Consider the following 21,810-nt stretch of genomic DNA (forward strand, 5'->3'; position numbering starts at 1 on the left):
TGTATACTATTACTATCTATGCTTGTTCGGTGGAGGGGATCTACTTTGAGTACGGACTTCGGAACAAAGGTCAACCAGCAGTTCCTGATAATGGAAGACGAAGGAATTGTTGATTTAGTGCACCAAGGTGATAGTGAAGCATTGGATTACTTAATCCATAAGTATCGTAATTTTGTACGTGCAAAAGCAAGGTCCTATTTTTTAATCGGTGCAGATAAGGAAGATATTGTCCAAGAAGGTATGATTGGACTGTATAAGGCAATTCGTGACTTTCGGGAGGACAAGCTTACCTCCTTCAAGGCATTTGCAGAGCTTTGTATAACTCGTCAAATCATTACAGCAATCAAAACCGCCACAAGGCAGAAGCATATCCCGTTAAATTCATACGTTTCATTGGACAAGCCAATCTACGATGAAGAATCGGACCGAACATTAATGGATGTTTTGTCAGGGACAAAGGTTCTTGACCCAGAGGAACTGATTATAAATCAGGAAGAATTTGACCATATCGAAGTGAAAATGACTGAATTATTAAGTGATTTAGAAAGGAAGGTATTGGCTCTCTACTTAGATGGTCAATCATACCAAGAAATTTCTGAAGAGCTAAACCGCCATGTGAAATCAATTGATAATGCCCTGCAGCGTGTCAAAAGAAAGCTGGAAAGATATTTAGAACTTCGTGAATTTTCACTTTGATGATTAAATTTGTCATATAATTGAACCATTCCCGAGGGTTATTGACAATAATTAGGACTCATGTTACATTTTTAAGGATATAATAGAAAATTGGGTAAAGGTGTCGACTATGAGTAAAAAAGTAATCCTTTCCTGTGCTGATTGCGGCTCGCGAAATTACTCGACGATCAGCAAGCAGACACAAACAGAGAGATTAGAATTGAAAAAATTCTGCAAAACCTGCACCACCCATACCATTCATAGAGAAACGAAATAATGATCATAGATTTTTGCAGTTATTTTTAGATCTTGGGGGTTACAGAAATGCAGCGCATAACTAAATTCTTCAGTGATATTTTCCGTGAGATGAGAAAAGTTAGCTGGCCAAAACGTGGGGAACTAACTCGCTCGACGCTTACTGTACTATCGACCGTTGTTTTTTTTGCAGCGTTCTTTGCGGTTCTAGATTTAGGGATTTCAAAATTGATTCGCTTAATTCTTGAATAATAAATCAACTTTCATGGTATAATGGTGATTAATAAAGGAATTTTTATCTAAAGCCCGTTTCACGGGTTTTTTGTTTGTTTGGAAATCATGAAATAATTATTATGGATATCTTGGAATAGTTCTCTGAATCCAGCTCCAGCGCCCAGCGGCTAGTGGACTTCGCTCTCCGCCCTACGATAAGTCAACATCGAATCGCTAACGCTCTCCGTGTTTCCTTTATCTCAGTTGGAGTGCTCCAGTCCATACGCAGCTAAACGGGCGCTTGCGCCTTTTGTTTTTGAATAAGAAATAGGGAGGGACGGACGTTCAAGTCCTCTTAAATGGAAAAAAATTGGTATGTTTTACATACTTACTCAGGTTATGAAAATAAGGTAAAAGCGAATTTAGAAAAACGAGTCGAATCGATGGGTATGACAGATAAGATTTTCAGAGTGGTTGTCCCTGAAGAAGAAGAGACTGAGATCAAAAATGGCAAGACAAAAGTAGTAAAGCGCAAAGTGTTCCCTGGTTATGTATTAGTTGAAATTGTGATGACTGATGATTCTTGGTATGTGGTTCGGAATACCCCAGGTGTAACAGGCTTTGTCGGTTCATCTGGAGGTGGATCGAAGCCCACGCCATTGCTTCCAGAAGAAGTTGTCGTTATTTTAAAACGCATGGGGGTTTCCGAAAATCGCATCGATGCCAATTATGAAATTGGTGAAACGGTTCGCGTGAAGGAAGGTCCATTTGCTAACTTTACTGGGTCTGTGGAAGAAATGGATAAGGATCGCTCGAAACTGAAGGTTCTTGTCAATATGTTCGGACGTGACACCCCGGTAGAACTGGATTTCACACAAATCGAGAAGCTCGATTAAGAAAAGCGGAGCGTCCTTTTTGCAGCGATATTTAAAGAAAATAATGTTATATTGTAAAAAAACTTGAAATCATTATTAAAAAGTGGTAATATTTCATAGGTCAGTATGTCTCCACTGTGAGACAAGACTTATGTTAAGTTCTTTATGATCAATAGATAAAGACAGATGCCTGAGTGGGAGGATTCCTAACGGATTCCTATTACCACATCACGGACTTTAAGGAGGTGTGTCTCGTGGCTAAAAAAGTAATTAAAGTCGTTAAATTACAAATTCCTGCTGGGAAAGCTAATCCAGCGCCGCCAGTTGGACCTGCACTAGGTCAAGCCGGTGTAAATATCATGGGATTCTGTAAAGAATTTAACGCTCGTACAGCAGATCAAGCTGGTTTGATCATTCCTGTTGAAATCACGGTATTTGAAGACCGTTCATTTACATTTATTACGAAAACTCCTCCTGCTGCCGTTCTTTTGAAAGTAGCAGCTGGAATTCAGTCAGGTTCTGGTGAACCTAACCGTAATAAAGTAGCAACAGTAAAGCGTGATACAGTACGCGAGATTGCGGAACAAAAAATGCCTGACCTAAACGCAGCTAGCGTTGAAGCAGCAATGCGCATGGTCGAAGGTACTGCACGCAGCATGGGTATCGTCATCGAAGACTAATTCATGTAACTGTTCGTGTTGAATGAGTGGGGTTGCGTTTCTGCGCAACCTTTATTCGTGGGAGAATAATTCGCTAAAACCACAATCTAGGAGGAAATAAAAATGGCTAAAAAAGGTAAGAAGTATTTAGAAGCTTCAAAGCTTGTAGATCGCCTAAAGGCATATCCGATTGCAGAAGCAATTGATCTTGCTAAAAAAACAAACTTCACTAAATTCGATGCAACTCTAGAAGTAGCATTCCGTTTAGGTGTTGACCCTAAGAAAGCTGACCAACAAATCCGTGGTGCAGTTGTACTTCCAAACGGGACTGGTAAAACGCAACGCGTTCTAGTTTTCGCTAAGGGTGAAAAAGTAAAAGAAGCAGAAGCAGCTGGTGCTGATTATGTAGGTGATGCAGAGTACATCAACAAAATCCAACAAGGTTGGTTTGAATTTGATGTAATCGTAGCAACTCCTGACATGATGGGTGAAGTTGGTAAGCTTGGTCGTGTATTAGGACCTAAAGGTTTAATGCCAAACCCTAAAACAGGTACAGTTACATTTGATGTGACTCGTGCGATTAATGAAATTAAAGCTGGTAAAGTTGAATACCGTGTTGACAAGTCTGGTAACATTCACGTGCCAATCGGTAAAGCATCTTTCGAAAACGAGAAGCTTGTTGAAAACTTCAACACTATCTTTGAAACTATGGTAAAAGTGAAACCATCTGCAGCAAAAGGTACTTACATGAAGAACGTAACTGTTGCTTCAACAATGGGACCTGGCGTTAAAGTTGATCCTTCATCTGTAGCAGTTAAATAAATTTTACCAATTGACAATCTAGAATAGATTTTATATAATCTATTTTGTTGTTTAAAATAATAACATTTGTACTGAAGACAGCAGGTGCGCTAGGCGCGCTTAATTTCCTGCCGAGGTAATGCGATAGAATTGGCTGAATTATTCAGCTGTTGTATGCTGCCTCCATGTCACCGATTGATATGGAGGTTTTTATTTGCCTAGTATGAATGTAGACAATCTACAGGAGGTGTAAAGATGAGCAGTGTAATCGAACAAAAGCAACTAATCGTTAACGAAATTACTGATAAGTTAAAGAACAGTGTATCAACAGTTGTTGTTGATTATCGTGGTCTTTCAGTTGCAGAAGTTACTGAACTTCGTAAACAACTTCGCGAAGCAGGCGTTGAATTTAAAGTTTACAAAAACTCAATGGTTCGCCGTGCGGCTGAAGCTGCTGAACTTGCTGGATTAAACGCTGCATTAACAGGCCCTAACGCAATTGCGTTCAGTACTGAAGATGTAGTAGCACCAGCTAAGATCTTGAATGACTTTGCGAAAAAACATGAAGCACTTGAACTTAAAGCGGGTGTAATTGAAGGAAACGTTGCAACAGCCGAAGAAATTAAAGCTCTTGCAGACCTACCATCACGCGAAGGTTTACTATCTATGTTACTCAGCGTACTACAAGCTCCAATCCGCAACCTTGCTCTTGTTACAAAAGCAGTTGCAGAACAAAAAGAAGAACAAGGCGCGTAAGTTAGCCTGAATACGCACATCAAATAAATTTGAACGAAAACTAAGGAGGAAATTTATCATGACTAAAGAACAAATCATTGAAGCAGTTAAAACTATGACTGTTTTAGAACTTAACGATCTAGTAAAAGCAATCGAAGAAGAATTCGGCGTAACTGCTGCAGCTCCTGTTGCAATGGGTGGCGCAGCTGTAGCGGCTGTTGAAGAGCAAACTGAATTTGATGTTATCCTTGCTAGCGCTGGAGACCAAAAAATCAAGGTTATCAAAGCTGTTCGTGAAATCACTGGTCTTGGACTTAAAGAAGCAAAAGATCTTGTTGACAACACTCCAAAAGCTGTTAAAGAAGGCATTTCTAAAGAAGAAGCTGAAGAAGTTAAAGCTAAACTTGCTGAAGTTGGAGCAAACGTTGAAGTTAAGTAATAATCAAATAAAAAAGCTCGCTGTATAAGCGGGCTTTTTTTGGCTTAATTAAATTTTGATTTTGAGTTATTTTTCCTCGTTTATCTTCAATTATTAATATTCCTCGGAGGTGAGTCAGTTGTCTGAACACTACTATTCTCGAATGCAGAAGGTTGAAAGTGACCCGAAATTTTGGGACTACACTTTAAAAAATAACCAATTCCGTTTTAAAACGGATAACGGTGTTTTTTCAAAAAGAGAAGTAGATTTCGGCTCACGTTTATTAATTGAGTCTTTTGAAATGCCGAATGCAGATGGATTACTCCTGGATGTAGGCTGTGGCTATGGGCCCATTGGTCTTTCGATTGCAAAAACTTACCATGATCGTATGATACATATGGTTGATGTTAATGAACGGGCAATTGCATTGGCGAAGGAAAATGCAGAACTTAATCGGATCCAGAACGTTAAGATATATGAAAGTGATCGTTTGTTGAATGTAAAAGAAAAGACGTTTGCTGCTATTTTAACAAATCCTCCGATTAGAGCGGGGAAAAAAACGGTTCACGATATTTTTGAACAAAGCTTCGAGCATCTTACATCACAGGGTGAGCTCTGGGTTGTCATTCAAAAGAAACAAGGAGCACCATCTGCAATTGAAAAATTAAATAATTTATTTAATCACGTCGAAACTATTGACAAATCCAAAGGTTATTTTGTCATAAAGGCACAAAAAAGTTGACTTGAAAATGTCACTATGATAGCATTATAAAATGCCATCATAATAATTTCCGAATTATTCCTTTAAATACTTAATTTCTGTGTATAAAAAAGGGATATTAAGGAAATGATGACAAAATAATAGTTAAAATGTGAAAATGTGGTTTTTAGTAAAAAACCCTTTTTCTTTTTGTTTATTGGAAAGGAAGTAAAATTCTGATCCATAAACGCTTATAGATTTAATAATAACGCTTGATTTGAGGGGTGAATCAGTTGACAGGTCAACTAGTTCAGTATGGACGACACCGCCAACGAAGAAGTTACGCACGAATCAGTGAAGTTTTAGAATTACCAAATCTTATTGAAATCCAAACCTCTTCCTATCAATGGTTTCTTGATGAGGGTTTGCGTGAAATGTTCCAGGATATTTCACCAATAGAAGACTTTACTGGTAACCTATCACTAGAATTTATTGATTACAGCCTTGGCGATCCAAAGTATTCTGTTGAAGAATCAAAAGAACGGGACGTTACATATTCTGCTCCATTACGTGTAAAAGTACGTCTTGTAAACAAAGAAACAGGCGAAGTAAAAGATCAAGATGTTTTTATGGGTGATTTTCCACTTATGACTGAAACGGGTACGTTTGTCATTAACGGGGCAGAACGTGTTATCGTTTCACAATTAGTGCGTTCTCCGAGCGTTTACTTTAGTGGGAAACTCGATAAAAATGGAAAACGTGGCTACTCGGCTACTGTCATTCCGAACCGCGGCGCTTGGCTGGAATATGAAACAGACGCCAAAGATGTCGTATATGTGAGAATAGATCGTACTCGGAAACTGCCCGTTACGGTTCTTTTGCGTGCACTTGGCTTCGGTTCCGATCAAGAAATCATCGAATTGATCGGTGATAACGAGTACATCCGTAACACATTAGAGAAGGACAATACAGAAGGTGTTGACAAAGCGCTTCTAGAAATTTATGAGCGACTTCGTCCGGGTGAACCCCCTACTGTTGAAAACGCAAAGAGTCTATTAATTTCGCGTTTCTTCGATCCAAAGCGATATGATCTTGCGAATGTAGGTCGTTATAAAATTAATAAAAAGCTTCATATTAAAAACCGCTTATTCAACCAGCGCTTAGCAGAATCCCTTGCGGATCCTGAAACGGGCGAAATTATCGCTGAAAAGGGAACAGTTCTAGACAGGAGAAATCTGGATAGAGTGTTGCCGGCCTTAGAAAAGAATATTAATTTCAAAGGCTTCAATCCTTATGGCGGCGTAGTCGCTGAGGAAATTACTCTTCAGGACATTAAGATTTATGCTCCTGGCGATGAAAATGAAAAAGTAATTAATGTCTTAGGTAACGCCTATGTGGCCGAACCAATTAAAAATATTACACCTGCAGATATCATTGCATCGATTAGCTACTTCTTCAATTTATTGCATGGAGTAGGCGATACAGATGATATTGACCATCTAGGAAACAGACGTCTTCGCTCTGTAGGAGAACTCCTACAAAATCAGTTCCGAATCGGATTATCCCGTATGGAACGTGTTGTACGCGAAAGAATGTCAATCCAAGATACAGCAACAATCACACCACAGCAATTAATTAATATTCGTCCGGTTATTGCTTCGATAAAAGAGTTCTTCGGAAGCTCGCAATTATCGCAGTTCATGGATCAAACCAACCCGCTTGCTGAATTAACACACAAGCGTCGTCTATCTGCCTTAGGACCTGGTGGTTTAACGCGTGAGCGTGCCGGATTCGAAGTTCGTGACGTTCACTACTCTCACTATGGCCGTATGTGTCCGATCGAGACACCAGAGGGTCCGAACATTGGTCTAATTAACTCGTTATCATCTTATGCAAAAGTAAACCGTTTTGGGTTTATTGAAACACCTTACCGTCGTGTCGACCCTGATACAGGGAAAGTTACAAGCCGGATTGATTACTTAACTGCTGATGAAGAAGATAACTATGTTACAGCCCAAGCGAATTCTCGTCTAAGTGATGATGGTTCATTCGTCGATGAAGATGTTGTTGCTCGTTTCCGTGGTGAAAACACGGTAGTTAAACGTGAACGAATTGATTATATGGATGTATCGCCAAAGCAGGTTGTGTCTGCGGCAACAGCGTGTATCCCGTTCCTTGAAAACGATGACTCCAACCGTGCCCTTATGGGTGCGAACATGCAGCGTCAAGCAGTACCGCTTATGCAGCCAGAAGCTCCAAGAGTTGGAACGGGTATGGAATACGTATCCGGTAAAGACTCAGGTGCTGCGGTTATCTGTAAGCACGAAGGTATTGTTGAGCATGTAGAGGCCCGTGAAGTATGGGTACGTCGCATTAATGTTGTTGATGGTCAAGAGGTTAAAGGTAATCTTGATAAGTACCGTATGTTAAAATTCATCCGTTCCAATCAAGGAACATGTTATAACCAACGTCCAATTGTTGCTGTGGGCAACCGCGTAACAAAAGGCGAAATTCTTGCTGATGGTCCATCAATGGAACTTGGCGAATTAGCCCTTGGACGCAACGTCCTTGTTGCCTTTATGACATGGGATGGCTATAACTATGAAGATGCGATTATTATGAGTCAACGTCTTGTTAAAGATGATGTATACACATCTATCCATATCGAAGAATACGAGTCAGAATCTCGTGATACAAAGCTTGGACCTGAAGAAATTACACGTGATATTCCAAACGTGGGTGAAGATGCCCTTCGCAACTTGGATGAGCGTGGGATTATCCGTACCGGTGCTGAAGTTAAAGACGGAGATCTCCTAGTTGGTAAAGTTACGCCAAAAGGAGTTACAGAATTAACGGCAGAAGAACGTCTTTTACACGCAATTTTTGGTGAAAAGGCACGTGAAGTTCGTGATACGTCACTACGAGTTCCACATGGCGGCGGCGGAATTGTTCTTGATGTAAAAGTCTTTAATCGTGAAGATGGCGATGAACTGCCACCAGGTGTAAATCAACTGGTCCGTGTTTATATCGTTCAGAAGCGTAAGATTTCTGAGGGAGATAAAATGGCGGGACGTCATGGTAACAAAGGGGTAATCTCTCGTATTTTACCGGAAGAAGATATGCCATTTTTACCAGATGGTACACCTGTTGATATCATGTTAAATCCACTGGGCGTACCTTCACGGATGAACATTGGACAGGTGCTTGAACTTCACCTTGGGATGGCAGCTCGCTACTTAGGTATTCATGTCGCTTCTCCTGTATTTGATGGAGCGCGTGAAGAAGATGTTTGGGGAACGATTGAAGAAGCAGGAATGGCTCGTGATGCGAAAACGGTCCTTTATGATGGCCGTTCTGGGGAACCATTTGATAACCGTGTCTCTGTGGGTGTCATGTATATGATTAAGCTCGCACACATGGTCGATGATAAACTCCATGCCCGTTCAACTGGTCCTTACTCACTTGTTACGCAGCAGCCATTGGGCGGTAAAGCTCAATTTGGCGGACAGCGCTTTGGTGAGATGGAAGTTTGGGCACTTGAAGCATACGGAGCAGCATACACACTTCAAGAAATTCTTACTGTTAAATCAGATGACGTTGTTGGTCGTGTGAAAACATATGAAGCGATTGTTAAAGGCGAAAATGTTCCAGAACCTGGTGTTCCTGAATCATTCAAAGTATTAATTAAAGAACTTCAGAGTCTTGGAATGGATGTAAAAATTCTTTCTGGTGATGAAGAAGAAATCGAAATGCGCGATACGGAAGATGACGATGACTTACAACAAGTCGATACGTTAAACATCGTTCCTGAGCAAGCATTTGAATCTGAAAAAGTCGGTTCAAAAGAGTAATAATATATGCTAGTTGGAGTGCAATCTGCACTCCAACTTAAATTGATTCCTAGCTGCAGCGCGCAACCCCTCGAGGTCATAAGCCAAAATCCTCCAGAAGGCAAAAGACGCCTTCTTGCGGATTTCGTCTTATGCTTGTCGGGGCTAAGACGCGCGCTTCCGCTTTATAACGCAATAAGGGTAAAACCTGGAGATATCAAAAGGGAGGTAGGCCCCTTGCTGGATGTTAATAATTTTGAGTATATGAAGATTGGTCTTGCTTCACCGGACAAAATCCGTTCATGGTCTTTCGGAGAAGTCAAAAAACCAGAAACGATTAACTATCGTACATTAAAGCCTGAAAAGGATGGTTTATTCTGTGAACGAATTTTCGGTCCAACGAAGGACTGGGAATGTCATTGCGGGAAGTACAAACGTGTCCGTTATAAAGGCGTTGTATGTGACCGCTGTGGTGTGGAAGTAACTCGTGCTAAAGTTCGTCGTGAACGAATGGGGCACATCGAGCTTGCTGCACCAGTTTCACATATATGGTACTTTAAAGGAATTCCAAGCCGAATGGGACTTGTTTTAGACATGTCACCAAGGGCTTTGGAGGAAATCATCTACTTTGCTTCTTATGTAGTGACGGAATCCGGTGATACAGCTCTTGATAAAAAGCAGCTATTATCTGAAAAAGAATATCGGGCATACCGTGAAAAGTACGGAAACAAATTCCAAGCTGCCATGGGTGCAGAAGCAATTAAAAAACTTCTTTTTGATATCGATTTAAACAAGGAAGTAGACGCCTTAAAAGAGGAATTAAAAAGTGCACAAGGTCAGCGTCGTACGCGTGCGATTAAACGCCTTGAAGTGCTGGAAGCATTCCGTGGTTCTGGAAATGAGCCTTCATGGATGATTCTTGACGTTCTTCCAGTTATACCTCCTGAACTTCGTCCAATGGTTCAATTGGATGGGGGGAGATTTGCGACATCTGACTTAAACGATCTTTATCGTCGTGTAATAAACCGTAATAACCGCTTAAAACGTTTGTTAGATTTAGGTGCTCCAAGCATTATTGTTCAGAACGAAAAACGGATGCTTCAAGAAGCTGTTGATGCCTTGATTGATAACGGTCGCCGCGGGCGTCCAGTTACAGGACCAGGTAACCGTCCATTGAAGTCACTTTCCCATATGTTAAAAGGAAAGCAAGGCCGTTTCCGTCAAAACTTACTTGGAAAACGTGTGGATTATTCTGGACGTTCCGTTATCGTTGTAGGACCGAACTTAAAAATGTATCAGTGCGGACTTCCTAAAGAAATGGCGTTAGAACTATTTAAGCCATTTGTTATGAAGGAACTCGTTGAAAAAGGGTTAGCACATAACATTAAATCAGCCAAACGTAAAATAGAAAGAGTATCTCCAGATGTGTGGGATGTTCTTGAAGATGTGATTAGAGAGCATCCAGTGTTATTAAACCGTGCCCCTACATTGCATAGATTGGGGATTCAAGCATTTGAACCGACACTTGTTGAAGGCCGTGCGATTCGTCTTCATCCACTTGTATGTACAGCATACAATGCGGATTTTGATGGTGACCAAATGGCTGTTCACGTGCCGCTTTCATCAGAGGCACAAGCAGAAGCACGTTTATTAATGCTTGCAGCACAAAATATCTTAAACCCTAAAGATGGTAAGCCAGTTGTTACACCTTCTCAGGACATGGTTTTAGGTAACTATTACTTGACCTTGGAAAGAGATGACGCTGTCGGTGAGGGAATGATTTTTAAAGACACGAACGAAGCAGTCATTGCTTATCAAAACGGCTATGTTCACATGCATACACGTGTAGCTGTCCATGCGGGCTCATTAGGAAATGAAACATTCACAGAAGAACAAAATAATAAGTTATTAATCACAACGGTTGGTAAACTTATTTTCAATGAAATTCTGCCAAAATCATTCCCGTATATTAATGAACCAACTAGACAGAATTTGGAAGTAGAAACACCTGTAAAATATTTTGTTGAAAAAGGCGAAGACATTAGGGCGAAAATTCAAGAAATGCCATTAATTGATCCGTTCAAAAAGAAAATCCTTGGAAATATCATTGCTGAAGTATTCAAGCGTTTCAAAATTACCGAAACGTCAAAAATGCTTGACCGCATGAAGGACTTGGGCTTTAAGCATTCAACGAAAGCAGGACTTACGGTTGGTGTAGCTGACATTGTCGTACTTCCTGAAAAGCAGGAAATTCTTAAAGAAGCACAAGGTAAAGTAGATAACGTTTTGAAGCAGTTCAGACGTGGTCTAATTACTGAAGATGAGCGTTACGATCGTGTTATTGCGATCTGGAGTGCCGCAAAAGACACCATTCAAGGTAAACTAATGAAATCCCTGAATAAATCGAATCCAATCTTTATGATGAGTGATTCCGGTGCCCGTGGTAACGCATCTAACTTTACCCAGTTAGCTGGTATGCGAGGTCTAATGGCCAACCCGGCTGGACGAATTATTGAATTACCGATTAAATCAAGTTTCCGTGAAGGATTAACGGTATTAGAGTACTTTATCTCTACTCATGGTGCGCGTAAAGGTCTTGCTGATACTGCCCTTAAAACGGCTGACTCTGGTTACTTAACACGTCGTCTTGTTGACGTTGCACAGGATGTTATAGTCCGTGAAGATGATTGTGGAACAGACCGTGGCTTTATAATCAGTGCATTAAAAGACGGAACTGAAATTATCGAAGGATTGGATGAACGTCTAATTGGCCGTCATGCACGAACTGCGATTAGACATCCAGAAACCAAGAAAGTACTTGTTCCTGAAAATGGCTTGATTACTGAGGATTTAGCAGAAATTATTGTCGAAGCAGGTATTGAACAAGTAAAAATCCGGTCTGCGTTTACATGTAATACCCGTCATGGTGTATGTAAGAAGTGTTATGGCCGCAACTTGGCAACTGGTCAAGAGGTTGAGGTTGGTGAATCTGTAGGTATTATTGCAGCGCAATCCATCGGTGAGCCGGGTACACAGTTAACAATGCGTACTTTCCATACAGGTGGTGTTGCGGGAGACGATATTACTCAAGGTTTACCGCGTATCCAAGAGATTTTTGAAGCTCGTAACCCTAAAGGTCAAGCAGTTATCACTGAAATTGAAGGTGTTGTTGTTGGAATTAATGAAGGCCGTGATCGCCAACATGAAATTGTTGTTCAAGGTGAAGTTGAATCACGCACCTACAATGCTCCATATACAGCACGCTTAAAAGTGGCAGTAAATGATCATGTCGCTCGTGGTGAAGAACTAACTGAAGGTTCGATTGATCCGAAAGAGTTAATCCGAGTAAAAGATGTTACATCTGTTCAAGAGTACCTATTAAAAGAAGTACAAAAGGTTTACCGTATGCAAGGGGTAGAAATTGGTGATAAGCACGTTGAAGTAATGGTCCGTCAAATGCTGCGCAAGGTTCGTGTGGGGGATGCTGGTGAAACAGATGTTCTTCCAGGAACGCTTCTTGATATCCATCAGTTTACTGATGCGAATGAAAAGGCATTGTTAGCTGGCAAATTACCGGCTACAGGTCGTCCAGTGTTACTTGGTATTACCAAAGCGTCGCTTGAAACTGATTCATTCCTATCTGCAGCATCGTTCCAAGAAACAACAAGAGTTCTTACCGATGCAGCCATCAAAGGGAAACGTGATGAATTACTAGGTCTAAAAGAAAATGTTATTATCGGAAAGCTGATTCCGGCTGGAACAGGGATGCCGCGTTATCGCAAAGCTGAGCCTGTACTCCGTGATACCACTTCTGAAGAAACAGTTACTATTGATTAATAATAATAAGGGATCTGCTAACTAGCAGATTCCTTATTTTAAGAAATTATTTAAAGTCGTGTTGACATCTATTTGTAAAGATGGTACTATATCAAAGGTGCTCCTATTCACCTGATACTTTGGAGGATATGAACTATGTCTTATGAAAAAGTATTACAGGCACAAAAGTTCGTTATAGGAACAAAACAAACAGTAAAGGCACTTAAAGAAGGTAATGTGCGAGAGTTGATCGTAGCAAATGACGCTGACCCGAAAGTGACAGTGAAAGTTGTTAATGAAGCTCTTGATATAAATGTTCCTATCCTATATGTTGACTCGATGTTAAAACTCGGGAAAGCATGCGGGATTGAAGTTGGTGCTTCAACTGTTGCAATTATCCGCTAAAAGCTGTTTTTGTAGATAGAGAGTCTGCAAAAACTTTGTTTTTGCAAAAAAATGAACCACCTGGACATGTGGGCTTACAAATAATGAAGGGAGGAAACACAAATGCCAACTATTAACCAATTAGTGCGCAAACCTCGCCAATCTAAAGAGGAAAAGTCAAAATCACCTGCGCTAAACAAAGGTTATAACAGCTTCAAGAAATCACAAACGAATGTATCTTCACCACAAAAACGCGGTGTATGTACTCGTGTTGGTACAATGACACCAAAGAAACCAAACTCAGCGTTACGTAAATATGCTCGTGTACGTTTGACGAACGGTATTGAGGTGACTGCATACATTCCTGGTATTGGACACAATCTTCAAGAGCACAGCGTTGTTCTTATTCGTGGAGGACGTGTAAAAGACTTACCGGGAGTACGTTATCACATCGTACGTGGAGCACTTGATACAGCTGGTGTTAACAACCGTATGCAAGGACGTTCTAAATACGGTACTAAGAGACCAAAAGCACCTAAGAAATAAAACAACATAAATAGAAGCTTCTTTGAAAGGAGGAAATATAATGCCACGTAAAGGTCCTGTAGCAAAAAGAGACGTGTTACCAGATCCACTTTATAACTCTAAATTAGTTACTCGTTTAATCAACAAAATGATGGTTGACGGTAAAAGAGGTAAGTCGCAAGAAATTCTTTACTCTGCATTCGATACGATTCGTGAACGCTCTGGTAAAGAGCCGATGGAAGTTTTTGAAGCAGCACTTAAAAACATCATGCCTGTACTTGAAGTTAAAGCTCGCCGTGTTGGTGGTGCTAACTACCAAGTTCCAATTGAGGTGCGTCCTGACCGCCGTGCAACTTTAGGTCTTCGTTGGTTGGTGAACTATTCACGTAACCGTGGAGAAAAAACGATGGAAGAGCGTTTAGCTAATGAAATCATGGATGCAGCCAATAACACTGGTGCAGCTGTTAAAAAGCGTGAAGATACACACAAAATGGCAGAAGCAAACAAAGCGTTTGCTCACTATCGTTGGTAATCTAACCTTCAATATAAAAACTTTCAAATTAGGAAGGAGAAAGACCCAATGGCAAGAGAGTTCTCCTTAGCGAACACTCGTAATATCGGTATCATGGCTCACATCGATGCTGGTAAGACGACTACCACTGAGCGTGTCCTTTATTACACTGGTCGTATTCATAAGATTGGTGAAACTCATGAAGGTGCATCTCAGATGGACTGGATGGAACAAGAACAAGAGCGCGGAATTACAATTACTTCCGCGGCTACAACTGCACAATGGCATGGTCACCGCGTTAACATTATCGACACACCAGGACACGTAGACTTCACAATCGAAGTTGAACGTTCACTTCGGGTACTCGATGGTGCGGTAGCTGTACTAGATGCACAGTCAGGTGTTGAACCGCAAACTGAAACAGTTTGGCGTCAAGCAACCACTTATGGTGTACCACGTGTAGTTTTTGTTAACAAGATGGACAAAATCGGCGCAGATTTCTTGTATTCTGTAAAGACATTACATGAACGTCTTGGTGCAAATGCACATCCGATACAATTACCTATCGGAGCTGAAGAAGAGTTTAAAGCAATCATTGACCTTGTGGAAATGAATGCAGTATTCTACGCAGACGACTTAGGTGAAAACATTGAGGTACGTGAAATTCCTGAAGAATTTCGTGCATTAGCTGAAGAACATCGCGAAAAGTTAGTAGAAGCAGTTGCAGAACTTGATGAAAACTTAATGGATAAGTATCTAAATGGTGAGGAAATCACTAAGGAAGAGCTTAAAGCTGGTATTCGTAAAGGTACCGTTAATGTTGAATTCTATCCTGTAATCTGTGGTTCAGCATTCAAAAACAAAGGCGTTCAGCTTATGTTAGATGCAGTTATCGATTATCTTCCATCTCCATTGGATGTAGCAGCTATTAAAGGTACTCTTCCTGATTCGGATGAAGAAATCGAGCGTCATTCAAGTGACGAAGAGCCATTCTCAGCGCTTGCATTTAAAGTAATGACGGATCCTTATGTTGGAAAACTTACGTTCTTCCGCGTTTACTCCGGAACTTTAGATGCAGGTTCGTATGTCCAAAACTCTACAAAAGGTAAACGCGAGCGTGTTGCACGTATCCTGCAAATGCACGCAAACAGCCGTAAAGAAATCTCAAAGGTTTATGCGGGCGATATTGCTGCAGCTGTCGGCTTGAAAGATACAACTACTGGTGATACTCTATGTGATGATAAAAACCTTGTTATCCTTGAGTCGATGGTATTCCCTGAGCCAGTAATTCAACTTTCAGTTGAACCAAAATCAAAAGCAGACCAGGATAAAATGTCCAATGCTCTGCAAAAACTTCAAGAAGAAGACCCATCATTCCGTGCTCATACAGATCAGGAAACTGGTCAAACTATCATCGCTGGTATGGGTGAGTTACACCTAGATATCATCGTTGATCGTATGCGTCGTGAATTTAAGGTTGAAGCTAACGTAGGTGCTCCACAGGTTGCATACCGTGAAACTTTCCGTTCATCTGCATCAGTTGAAGGTAAGTTCGCACGTCAATCTGGTGGTCGCGGACAATACGGTCACGTTTGGATCGAATTCTCACCAAATGATGAGGGTAAAGGTTTCGAATTTGTAAACGGTATTGTTGGTGGTGTTGTTCCTCGTGAATACATCCCTGCAGTTCAAGCTGGTCTTGAAGATTCACTTGATCGAGGTGTACTTGCTGGGTATCCATTAGTTGATATTAAAGCAAGACTTTTTGATGGATCTTACCATGATGTTGACTCATCAGAAATGGCATTTAAGATTGCTGCTTCCATGGCTCTTAAAAACGCAGCTTCTAAATGTAATCCGGTAATTCTAGAGCCTGTTATGAGGGTTGAAGTTATTATTCCGGAAGAATATTTAGGCGATATCATGGGACAACTTACTGCCCGTCGCGGTCGCGTTGAAGGTATGGATGCTCGCGGTAACGCACAAGTAGTTCGTTCAATGGTTCCACTTTCAGAAATGTTTGGTTATGCAACAGCACTTCGTTCAAGCACACAAGGTCGTGGAGTATTCTCTATGCACTTTGATCACTATGAAGAAGTACCAAAGTCAATTTCGGAAGAAATCATCAAAAAAAATAAAGGTGATTAATTGATTTTCATCTTTTGATAAAGTATAACTACAATTGTAAGCAGTGGAAGCCGTGAGTTAGGGACAACCATATTCACGGCTTACATAAAAAAAACTAAACTAAAATATTTATAATTTAGAGGAGGATTTCCTAATGGGTAAAGCTAAATTCGACCGTTCAAAGCCACACGTTAACATTGGTACAATCGGACACGTTGACCATGGTAAAACAACTTTAACAGCTGCAATCACTTCTGTACTTGCAAAATCAGGTAAAGCAGAAGCACGTGCATACGATCAAATCGATGGTGCACCAGAAGAAAAAGAACGTGGTATCACAATCTCTACTGCACACGTAGAATATGAAACAGATGCTCGTCACTATGCACACGTAGACTGCCCAGGACACGCTGACTATGTTAAAAACATGATCACTGGTGCTGCGCAAATGGACGGCGGTATCCTAGTTGTATCTGCAACTGACGGCCCAATGCCACAAACTCGTGAACACATCCTTCTTTCACGTCAAGTAGGTGTACCATACCTTGTTGTATTCATGAACAAGTGTGACATGGTTGACGATGAAGAGCTTCTTGAATTAGTAGAAATGGAAATTCGTGATCTATTATCAGAATACGACTTCCCTGGTGATGACACTCCAGTTATCAAAGGTTCTGCTCTTAAAGCATTAGAAGGCGAAGCTGCGTGGGAAGAAAAAATCAATGAACTTATGACTGCTGTTGATGAGTGGATTCCAACACCAACTCGTGACACTGACAAGCCATTCATGATGCCTGTTGAGGATGTATTCTCAATCACTGGTCGTGGAACTGTTGCTACTGGACGTGTTGAGCGTGGAGTAGTTAAAGTTGGGGACGTAGTTGAAATCGTAGGTTTCACTGAAGAGCCAAAATCTACTACTGTAACAGGTGTAGAAATGTTCCGTAAGCTTCTTGATTTCGCTGAAGCTGGTGACAACATCGGTGCACTTCTTCGTGGTGTAGCACGTGAAGATATCGAACGTGGTCAAGTATTGGCTAAACCAAAGTCAATCACTCCACACACAAAGTTCAAAGCACAAGTTTATGTATTATCAAAAGAAGAAGGTGGACGTCACACTCCATTCTTCTCAAACTACCGTCCACAATTCTATTTCCGTACTTCTGATATCACTGGTATTTGTATGCTTCCAGAAGGTACTGAAATGGTTATGCCTGGCGACCACATCGAAATGACTGTTGAACTTATCGCTCCAATCGCTATCGAAGAAGGAACTAAGTTCTCTATTCGTGAAGGTGGACGTACAGTAGGTTCAGGTTCAATCACTACAATCACTGAGTAATTGAAAAGTGCAGCAACTTGATTGCTGAGCTGGACAATATACAAACATAAAAAAAGCAGATGGATGACGATCCATCTGCTTTTTTTGTGTTTGTATATGTAAGAGATTATTGTGGGCTATTCTTGAGAAAATTACTTTTTCGATTAAAAAAAGTGTGGTATTGATAATAAGTATATATAAAGCCTTTCTTGGAAAAAAACTACCGATGTGGTCAATAAAAAGAGTTTATAAAGCCTATTCTAGCTAAAAACCACTGATGTGGTCGATATGAACGTTTTATAAATCCTGTCTGGCCAATAATCCAGTGAAACGGTCGATAAGAAGGGTTTATAAAGCCTATTTTGCCTATTATTCACTCTGAATGGTGTATATGAACGGTTTATAAGCGCATCTGAGACAATAAACCAGTGAAACGGTCGATAAAAACCTATTTCGAGTCAGTATGCAAATTGAAGTCAACATCAGAACTTACTATATTAAAAACCACTACTATTCCGAGTTTCTTCTATAGAAATATATTCATAATATTCGCACCGCAACTTTTGTATTAGGATATTTCTGGAGATTGATAATAATAGTTGATAAAGTGTATTTCAGCCGCTATAATAGGAAAAGTGTTCGAAACAGAAGCATAAAAAAAAATCGTAATAAGTGTTGCGTTTGTTTTATGTTTTATGTATAATAGACAATGTTGGTCTTTGACTGCGATGATGTGGAAGGTTGCTGACACACCCGGCCGCTTTGCCATGGCGAGTGTGTGAGGGAAATTTTCACTGAGAATGTCTATTTAGAAAATAGGCGAATAAAGGAGGGAAAATAATGGCAAAACAAAAAATTCGTATCCGTTTAAAAGCGTATGATCACAGAATCCTTGATCAATCTGCAGAAAAAATCGTTGAAACAGCAAAACGTTCTGGTGCGGCTGTGTCTGGTCCAATTCCGCTACCGACTGAAAAAACTATTTACACGATTCTGCGTGCGGTTCATAAGTACAAAGATTCACGTGAGCAATTCGAACAACGGACACATAAGCGTCTAATCGACATAGTTAACCCAACTCCACAAACAGTTGATGCGTTAATGCGTTTAGATTTACCATCTGGTGTTGATATCGAAATTAAACTTTAATCAAAATAAATGATAAATAATCTAGGAGGTGTGACTTAAATGACCAAAGGAATCTTAGGAAGAAAGATTGGTATGACTCAAGTATTTGCTAGTAACGGTAACTTAATTCCTGTAACTGTAGTTGAGGTAGCTCCAAACGTAGTTCTTCAAAAGAAATCAGTTGACAGCGACGGATATGTTTCAGTTCAAGTTGGTTTTGAAGACAAACGTGAAAAGTTAGCTAACAAACCAGAAAAAGGCCATGTTGCTAAAGCAAACACTGCTCCTAAGCGCTTCGTTCGCGAATTCCGCGGAGATGACTTAGCAAGCTATGAAGTTGGTCAAGAAGTCAAGGTTGATATTTTCGCTGCTGGCGATATCGTAGATGTAACAGGAATCTCAAAGGGTAAAGGTTTCCAAGGTGTAATTAAACGCCACGGACAATCACGCGGCCCAATGGCCCACGGTTCACGTTACCATCGTCGTCCAGGTTCAATGGGACCAGTTGCTCCAAACCGCGTATTCAAAGGTAAATTATTACCAGGTCGTATGGGTGGAGAACAAATCACTGTACAAAACCTTGAAATCGTTAAGGTTGATACAGAGCGTAACCTACTTTTAATCAAAGGTAATGTACCTGGCGCTAAAAAAGCTTTATTAAAAATTAAAGGTGCGATTAAAGCATAGTCACTTTTTAAGAAAGGAGGAACAAAGGAATGCCTAAAGTAGCATTATTAAACCAAACTGGATCACAAGTTGGTGATATCGAACTTAATGATTCTGTATTTGGTATTGAGCCTAACCAGCACGTATTATTCGAAGCGATTGTTATGCAAAGAGCTTCATTACGTCAAGGAACTCATAAAACTAAAATTCGTTCTGAAGTACGCGGCGGTGGTCGTAAGCCATGGCGTCAAAAAGGAACTGGACGCGCTCGTCAAGGGTCAATCCGTTCTCCACAATGGCGCGGAGGTGGTACTGTATTCGGTCCAACACCACGCAGCTACAGCTATAAATTACCGAAAAAAGTGCGTCGTTTAGCAATCAAATCTGCGCTTTCCTCTAAAGTATTAGAAGAAAACATTTTAGTGTTAGATATCCTAGCTATCGATACTCCGAAAACGAAAGATTTCAAAACAGTATTAAGCGGTCTTTCTGTTGAGAAAAAAGCATTAATCGTTACAGCTGACCTTGATGAAAATGTAGCACTTTCTGCTCGTAACATTCCTGGTATCACAGTAGTAACAGCAGATGGAATTAACGTATTAGATGTTGTTAATCATGAGAAATTGATCATGACTAAAGCAGCGGTTGAAAAAGTAGAGGAGGTGCTTGCATAATGGATGCACGCGATATCATTAAGCGCCCCGTTATCACTGAACGTACTACTGACCTAATGGCTGAGAAAAAATATACTTTTGAAGTTGATGTTAGAGCTAACAAAACTCAAGTTAAAGATGCGATTGAAGAAATCTTTAGCGTTGATGTTGAGAAAGTAAACATCATGAACTACAAAGGTAAATTTAAGCGTATGGGAAAATTCGGTGGTTACACAAATAAACGTCGTAAAGCAATTGTAAAATTAACTACTGATAGCAAAGAAATCGAATTCTTTGAAGCATAAGAACCTATCAAGAAGAGGAGGGAAATAAAATGGCGATTAAAAAGTACAAACCTACCTCCAATGGTCGTCGCGGAATGACTACTTCTGATTTCGCAGAAATCACAACTAGCACTCCAGAAAAATCTCTTTTAGCACCAGTAAAGAGAAAAGGCGGCCGTAATAACCAAGGTAAGTTAACTGTTCGTCATCAAGGTGGCGGTCACAAACGTCAATATCGTTTAATTGACTTTAAACGTAACAAAGATGGCATTCCTGGACGCGTTGCTACGATCGAATACGATCCAAACCGTTCTGCAAATATCGCGTTAATCAACTACGTGGATGGAGAAAAGCGTTATATCTTAGCTCCTAAAAACCTAGTAGTTGGATTGGAAGTAATGTCTGGCCCTGAGGCTGATATTAAAGTGGGTAACGCACTTCCACTAACAAACATTCCTGTTGGTACAGTAGTACACAACATCGAGTTAAAACCAGGTAAAGGCGGCCAGTTAGTTCGTTCTGCTGGAACAAGCGCTCAAGTACTTGGTAAAGAAGGAAAATACGTATTAGTACGTTTGAATTCTGGTGAAGTTCGTATGATTCTTGCTGAATGCCGTGCAACAATCGGTCAAGTAGGTAACGAACAACATGAACTTATTAACATTGGTAAAGCAGGACGTAATCGTTGGTTAGGCAAGCGCCCAACTGTACGTGGATCTGTTATGAACCCTAACGATCACCCACACGGTGGTGGTGAAGGACGTTCACCAATCGGACGTAAATCACCAATGTCTCCATGGGGTAAACCAACTCTTGGATACAAAACTCGTAAAAAGAAAAACAAATCAGATAAGTTTATCGTACGTCGTCGTAAAAAATAACGTGATTCTCCTACGGTTCAAAGAAAGAACCGTAGAACAGTCACGAAGGGAGGTTCCTTCATGGGTCGCAGCTTAAAAAAAGGACCATTTGTTGATGATCATTTAATGGTTAAGGTTGAAAAGTTGAACGAGACTGAAAGCAAACAAGTTATTAAAACTTGGTCACGCCGTTCTACAATCTTCCCACAATTTATTGGCCACACTATCGCTGTATATGATGGTCGCAAACACGTGCCTGTATATGTTACTGAAGACATGGTAGGACACAAGCTTGGAGAGTTCGCTCCAACTCGTGCTTACAAGGGCCATGGTAATGATGACAAGAAAACAAGACGTTAAGAGAGGAGGGCATC

General features: G+C 40.5%; 22 protein-coding genes and 1 other annotated feature. All 22 genes read left to right on the forward strand.

Going from position 1 to position 21,810, the window contains the following annotated elements; all coding sequences use genetic code 11:
* The first annotated feature begins 18 nt into the window (after positions 1-18).
* The 22 genes from sigH (at position 19) to rpsS (ending at position 21,796) form a co-directional block, all read left to right on the forward strand.
* Positions 19-696 carry an RNA polymerase sporulation sigma factor SigH gene (sigH, locus tag CCK98_RS01330; protein WP_179195992.1) on the forward strand — a complete coding sequence of 226 codons (678 nt, stop codon included), beginning with the start codon at positions 19-21 and terminating at the stop codon, positions 694-696.
* 109 nt (positions 697-805) lie between these two features.
* Positions 806-952 (forward strand): 50S ribosomal protein L33, encoded by a 147-nt coding sequence (gene rpmG, locus CCK98_RS01335; protein ID WP_088084971.1) that lies wholly within the window; start codon positions 806-808, stop codon positions 950-952.
* A 47-nt stretch (positions 953-999) separates the two neighbouring features.
* Entirely contained in the window at positions 1,000-1,182 is a 183-nt protein-coding gene (gene secE / locus CCK98_RS01340) for a preprotein translocase subunit SecE (RefSeq protein ID WP_088084972.1), read from the forward strand.
* A gap of 320 nt (positions 1,183-1,502) precedes the next feature.
* Positions 1,503-2,039, forward strand: a complete 537-nt coding sequence (gene nusG, locus CCK98_RS01345; RefSeq protein WP_088084973.1) for a transcription termination/antitermination protein NusG — start codon at positions 1,503-1,505, stop codon at positions 2,037-2,039.
* A 233-nt stretch (positions 2,040-2,272) separates the two neighbouring features.
* Positions 2,273-2,698: a 50S ribosomal protein L11 gene (rplK, locus tag CCK98_RS01350; RefSeq protein ID WP_007085303.1), complete on the forward strand. Its 426-nt coding sequence runs from the start codon at positions 2,273-2,275 to the stop codon at positions 2,696-2,698.
* Positions 2,699-2,800: 102 nt separating this feature from the next.
* Positions 2,801-3,499 (forward strand): 50S ribosomal protein L1, encoded by a 699-nt coding sequence (gene rplA, locus CCK98_RS01355; protein ID WP_088084974.1) that lies wholly within the window; start codon positions 2,801-2,803, stop codon positions 3,497-3,499.
* Positions 3,500-3,552: 53 nt separating this feature from the next.
* Positions 3,553-3,700, forward strand: a sequence feature (ribosomal protein L10 leader region).
* Between the two features lie 33 nt (positions 3,701-3,733).
* On the forward strand, positions 3,734-4,234 hold the full coding sequence (gene rplJ, locus CCK98_RS01360) for a 50S ribosomal protein L10 (protein ID WP_088084975.1): 501 nt from the start codon (positions 3,734-3,736) through the stop codon (positions 4,232-4,234).
* Between the two features lie 58 nt (positions 4,235-4,292).
* Complete coding sequence (rplL, locus tag CCK98_RS01365) at positions 4,293-4,652, forward strand: 50S ribosomal protein L7/L12 (RefSeq protein WP_088084976.1); 360 nt, start codon at positions 4,293-4,295, stop codon at positions 4,650-4,652.
* Between the two features lie 118 nt (positions 4,653-4,770).
* Positions 4,771-5,373, forward strand: coding sequence for a class I SAM-dependent methyltransferase (locus CCK98_RS01370; RefSeq protein ID WP_088084977.1), 603 nt, complete (start codon positions 4,771-4,773; stop codon positions 5,371-5,373).
* Between the two features lie 251 nt (positions 5,374-5,624).
* Positions 5,625-9,182, forward strand: coding sequence for a DNA-directed RNA polymerase subunit beta (gene rpoB / locus CCK98_RS01375; RefSeq protein ID WP_088084978.1), 3,558 nt, complete (start codon positions 5,625-5,627; stop codon positions 9,180-9,182).
* A 216-nt stretch (positions 9,183-9,398) separates the two neighbouring features.
* Positions 9,399-12,998: a DNA-directed RNA polymerase subunit beta' gene (gene rpoC, locus CCK98_RS01380; RefSeq protein WP_088090245.1), complete on the forward strand. Its 3,600-nt coding sequence runs from the start codon at positions 9,399-9,401 to the stop codon at positions 12,996-12,998.
* A gap of 135 nt (positions 12,999-13,133) precedes the next feature.
* Complete coding sequence (locus tag CCK98_RS01385; protein ID WP_088084979.1) at positions 13,134-13,382, forward strand: 50S ribosomal protein L7ae-like protein; 249 nt, start codon at positions 13,134-13,136, stop codon at positions 13,380-13,382.
* 102 nt (positions 13,383-13,484) lie between these two features.
* The gene (gene rpsL / locus CCK98_RS01390; RefSeq protein WP_088084980.1) at positions 13,485-13,907 is read left to right on the forward strand and encodes a 30S ribosomal protein S12; all 423 of its coding nucleotides are present in this window, start codon (positions 13,485-13,487) and stop codon (positions 13,905-13,907) included.
* Positions 13,908-13,947: 40 nt separating this feature from the next.
* Positions 13,948-14,418 carry a 30S ribosomal protein S7 gene (rpsG, locus tag CCK98_RS01395; RefSeq protein WP_088084981.1) on the forward strand — a complete coding sequence of 157 codons (471 nt, stop codon included), beginning with the start codon at positions 13,948-13,950 and terminating at the stop codon, positions 14,416-14,418.
* A gap of 48 nt (positions 14,419-14,466) precedes the next feature.
* Complete coding sequence (gene fusA, locus CCK98_RS01400) at positions 14,467-16,545, forward strand: elongation factor G (RefSeq protein WP_088084982.1); 2,079 nt, start codon at positions 14,467-14,469, stop codon at positions 16,543-16,545.
* 133 nt (positions 16,546-16,678) lie between these two features.
* Complete coding sequence (gene tuf / locus CCK98_RS01405; RefSeq protein WP_088084983.1) at positions 16,679-17,866, forward strand: elongation factor Tu; 1,188 nt, start codon at positions 16,679-16,681, stop codon at positions 17,864-17,866.
* Between the two features lie 819 nt (positions 17,867-18,685).
* The gene (gene rpsJ / locus CCK98_RS01410; RefSeq protein WP_066094693.1) at positions 18,686-18,994 is read left to right on the forward strand and encodes a 30S ribosomal protein S10; all 309 of its coding nucleotides are present in this window, start codon (positions 18,686-18,688) and stop codon (positions 18,992-18,994) included.
* A 39-nt stretch (positions 18,995-19,033) separates the two neighbouring features.
* On the forward strand, positions 19,034-19,660 hold the full coding sequence (rplC, locus tag CCK98_RS01415) for a 50S ribosomal protein L3 (RefSeq protein WP_088084984.1): 627 nt from the start codon (positions 19,034-19,036) through the stop codon (positions 19,658-19,660).
* 29 nt (positions 19,661-19,689) lie between these two features.
* On the forward strand, positions 19,690-20,313 hold the full coding sequence (gene rplD, locus CCK98_RS01420; protein ID WP_088084985.1) for a 50S ribosomal protein L4: 624 nt from the start codon (positions 19,690-19,692) through the stop codon (positions 20,311-20,313).
* The gene (gene rplW, locus CCK98_RS01425) at positions 20,310-20,597 is read left to right on the forward strand and encodes a 50S ribosomal protein L23 (protein WP_174523456.1); all 288 of its coding nucleotides are present in this window, start codon (positions 20,310-20,312) and stop codon (positions 20,595-20,597) included. The genes rplD and rplW overlap by 4 nt, the downstream gene beginning before the upstream one ends.
* Positions 20,598-20,626: 29 nt before the next feature.
* Positions 20,627-21,457 (forward strand): 50S ribosomal protein L2, encoded by an 831-nt coding sequence (gene rplB / locus CCK98_RS01430; RefSeq protein ID WP_088084986.1) that lies wholly within the window; start codon positions 20,627-20,629, stop codon positions 21,455-21,457.
* 60 nt (positions 21,458-21,517) lie between these two features.
* The gene (rpsS, locus tag CCK98_RS01435) at positions 21,518-21,796 is read left to right on the forward strand and encodes a 30S ribosomal protein S19 (RefSeq protein WP_026565526.1); all 279 of its coding nucleotides are present in this window, start codon (positions 21,518-21,520) and stop codon (positions 21,794-21,796) included.
* Positions 21,797-21,810 lie beyond the last annotated feature (14 nt).

The organism is Bacillus sp. OV166 (assembly GCF_900177675.1).
GTDB lineage: Bacteria > Bacillota > Bacilli > Bacillales > Cytobacillaceae > Neobacillus.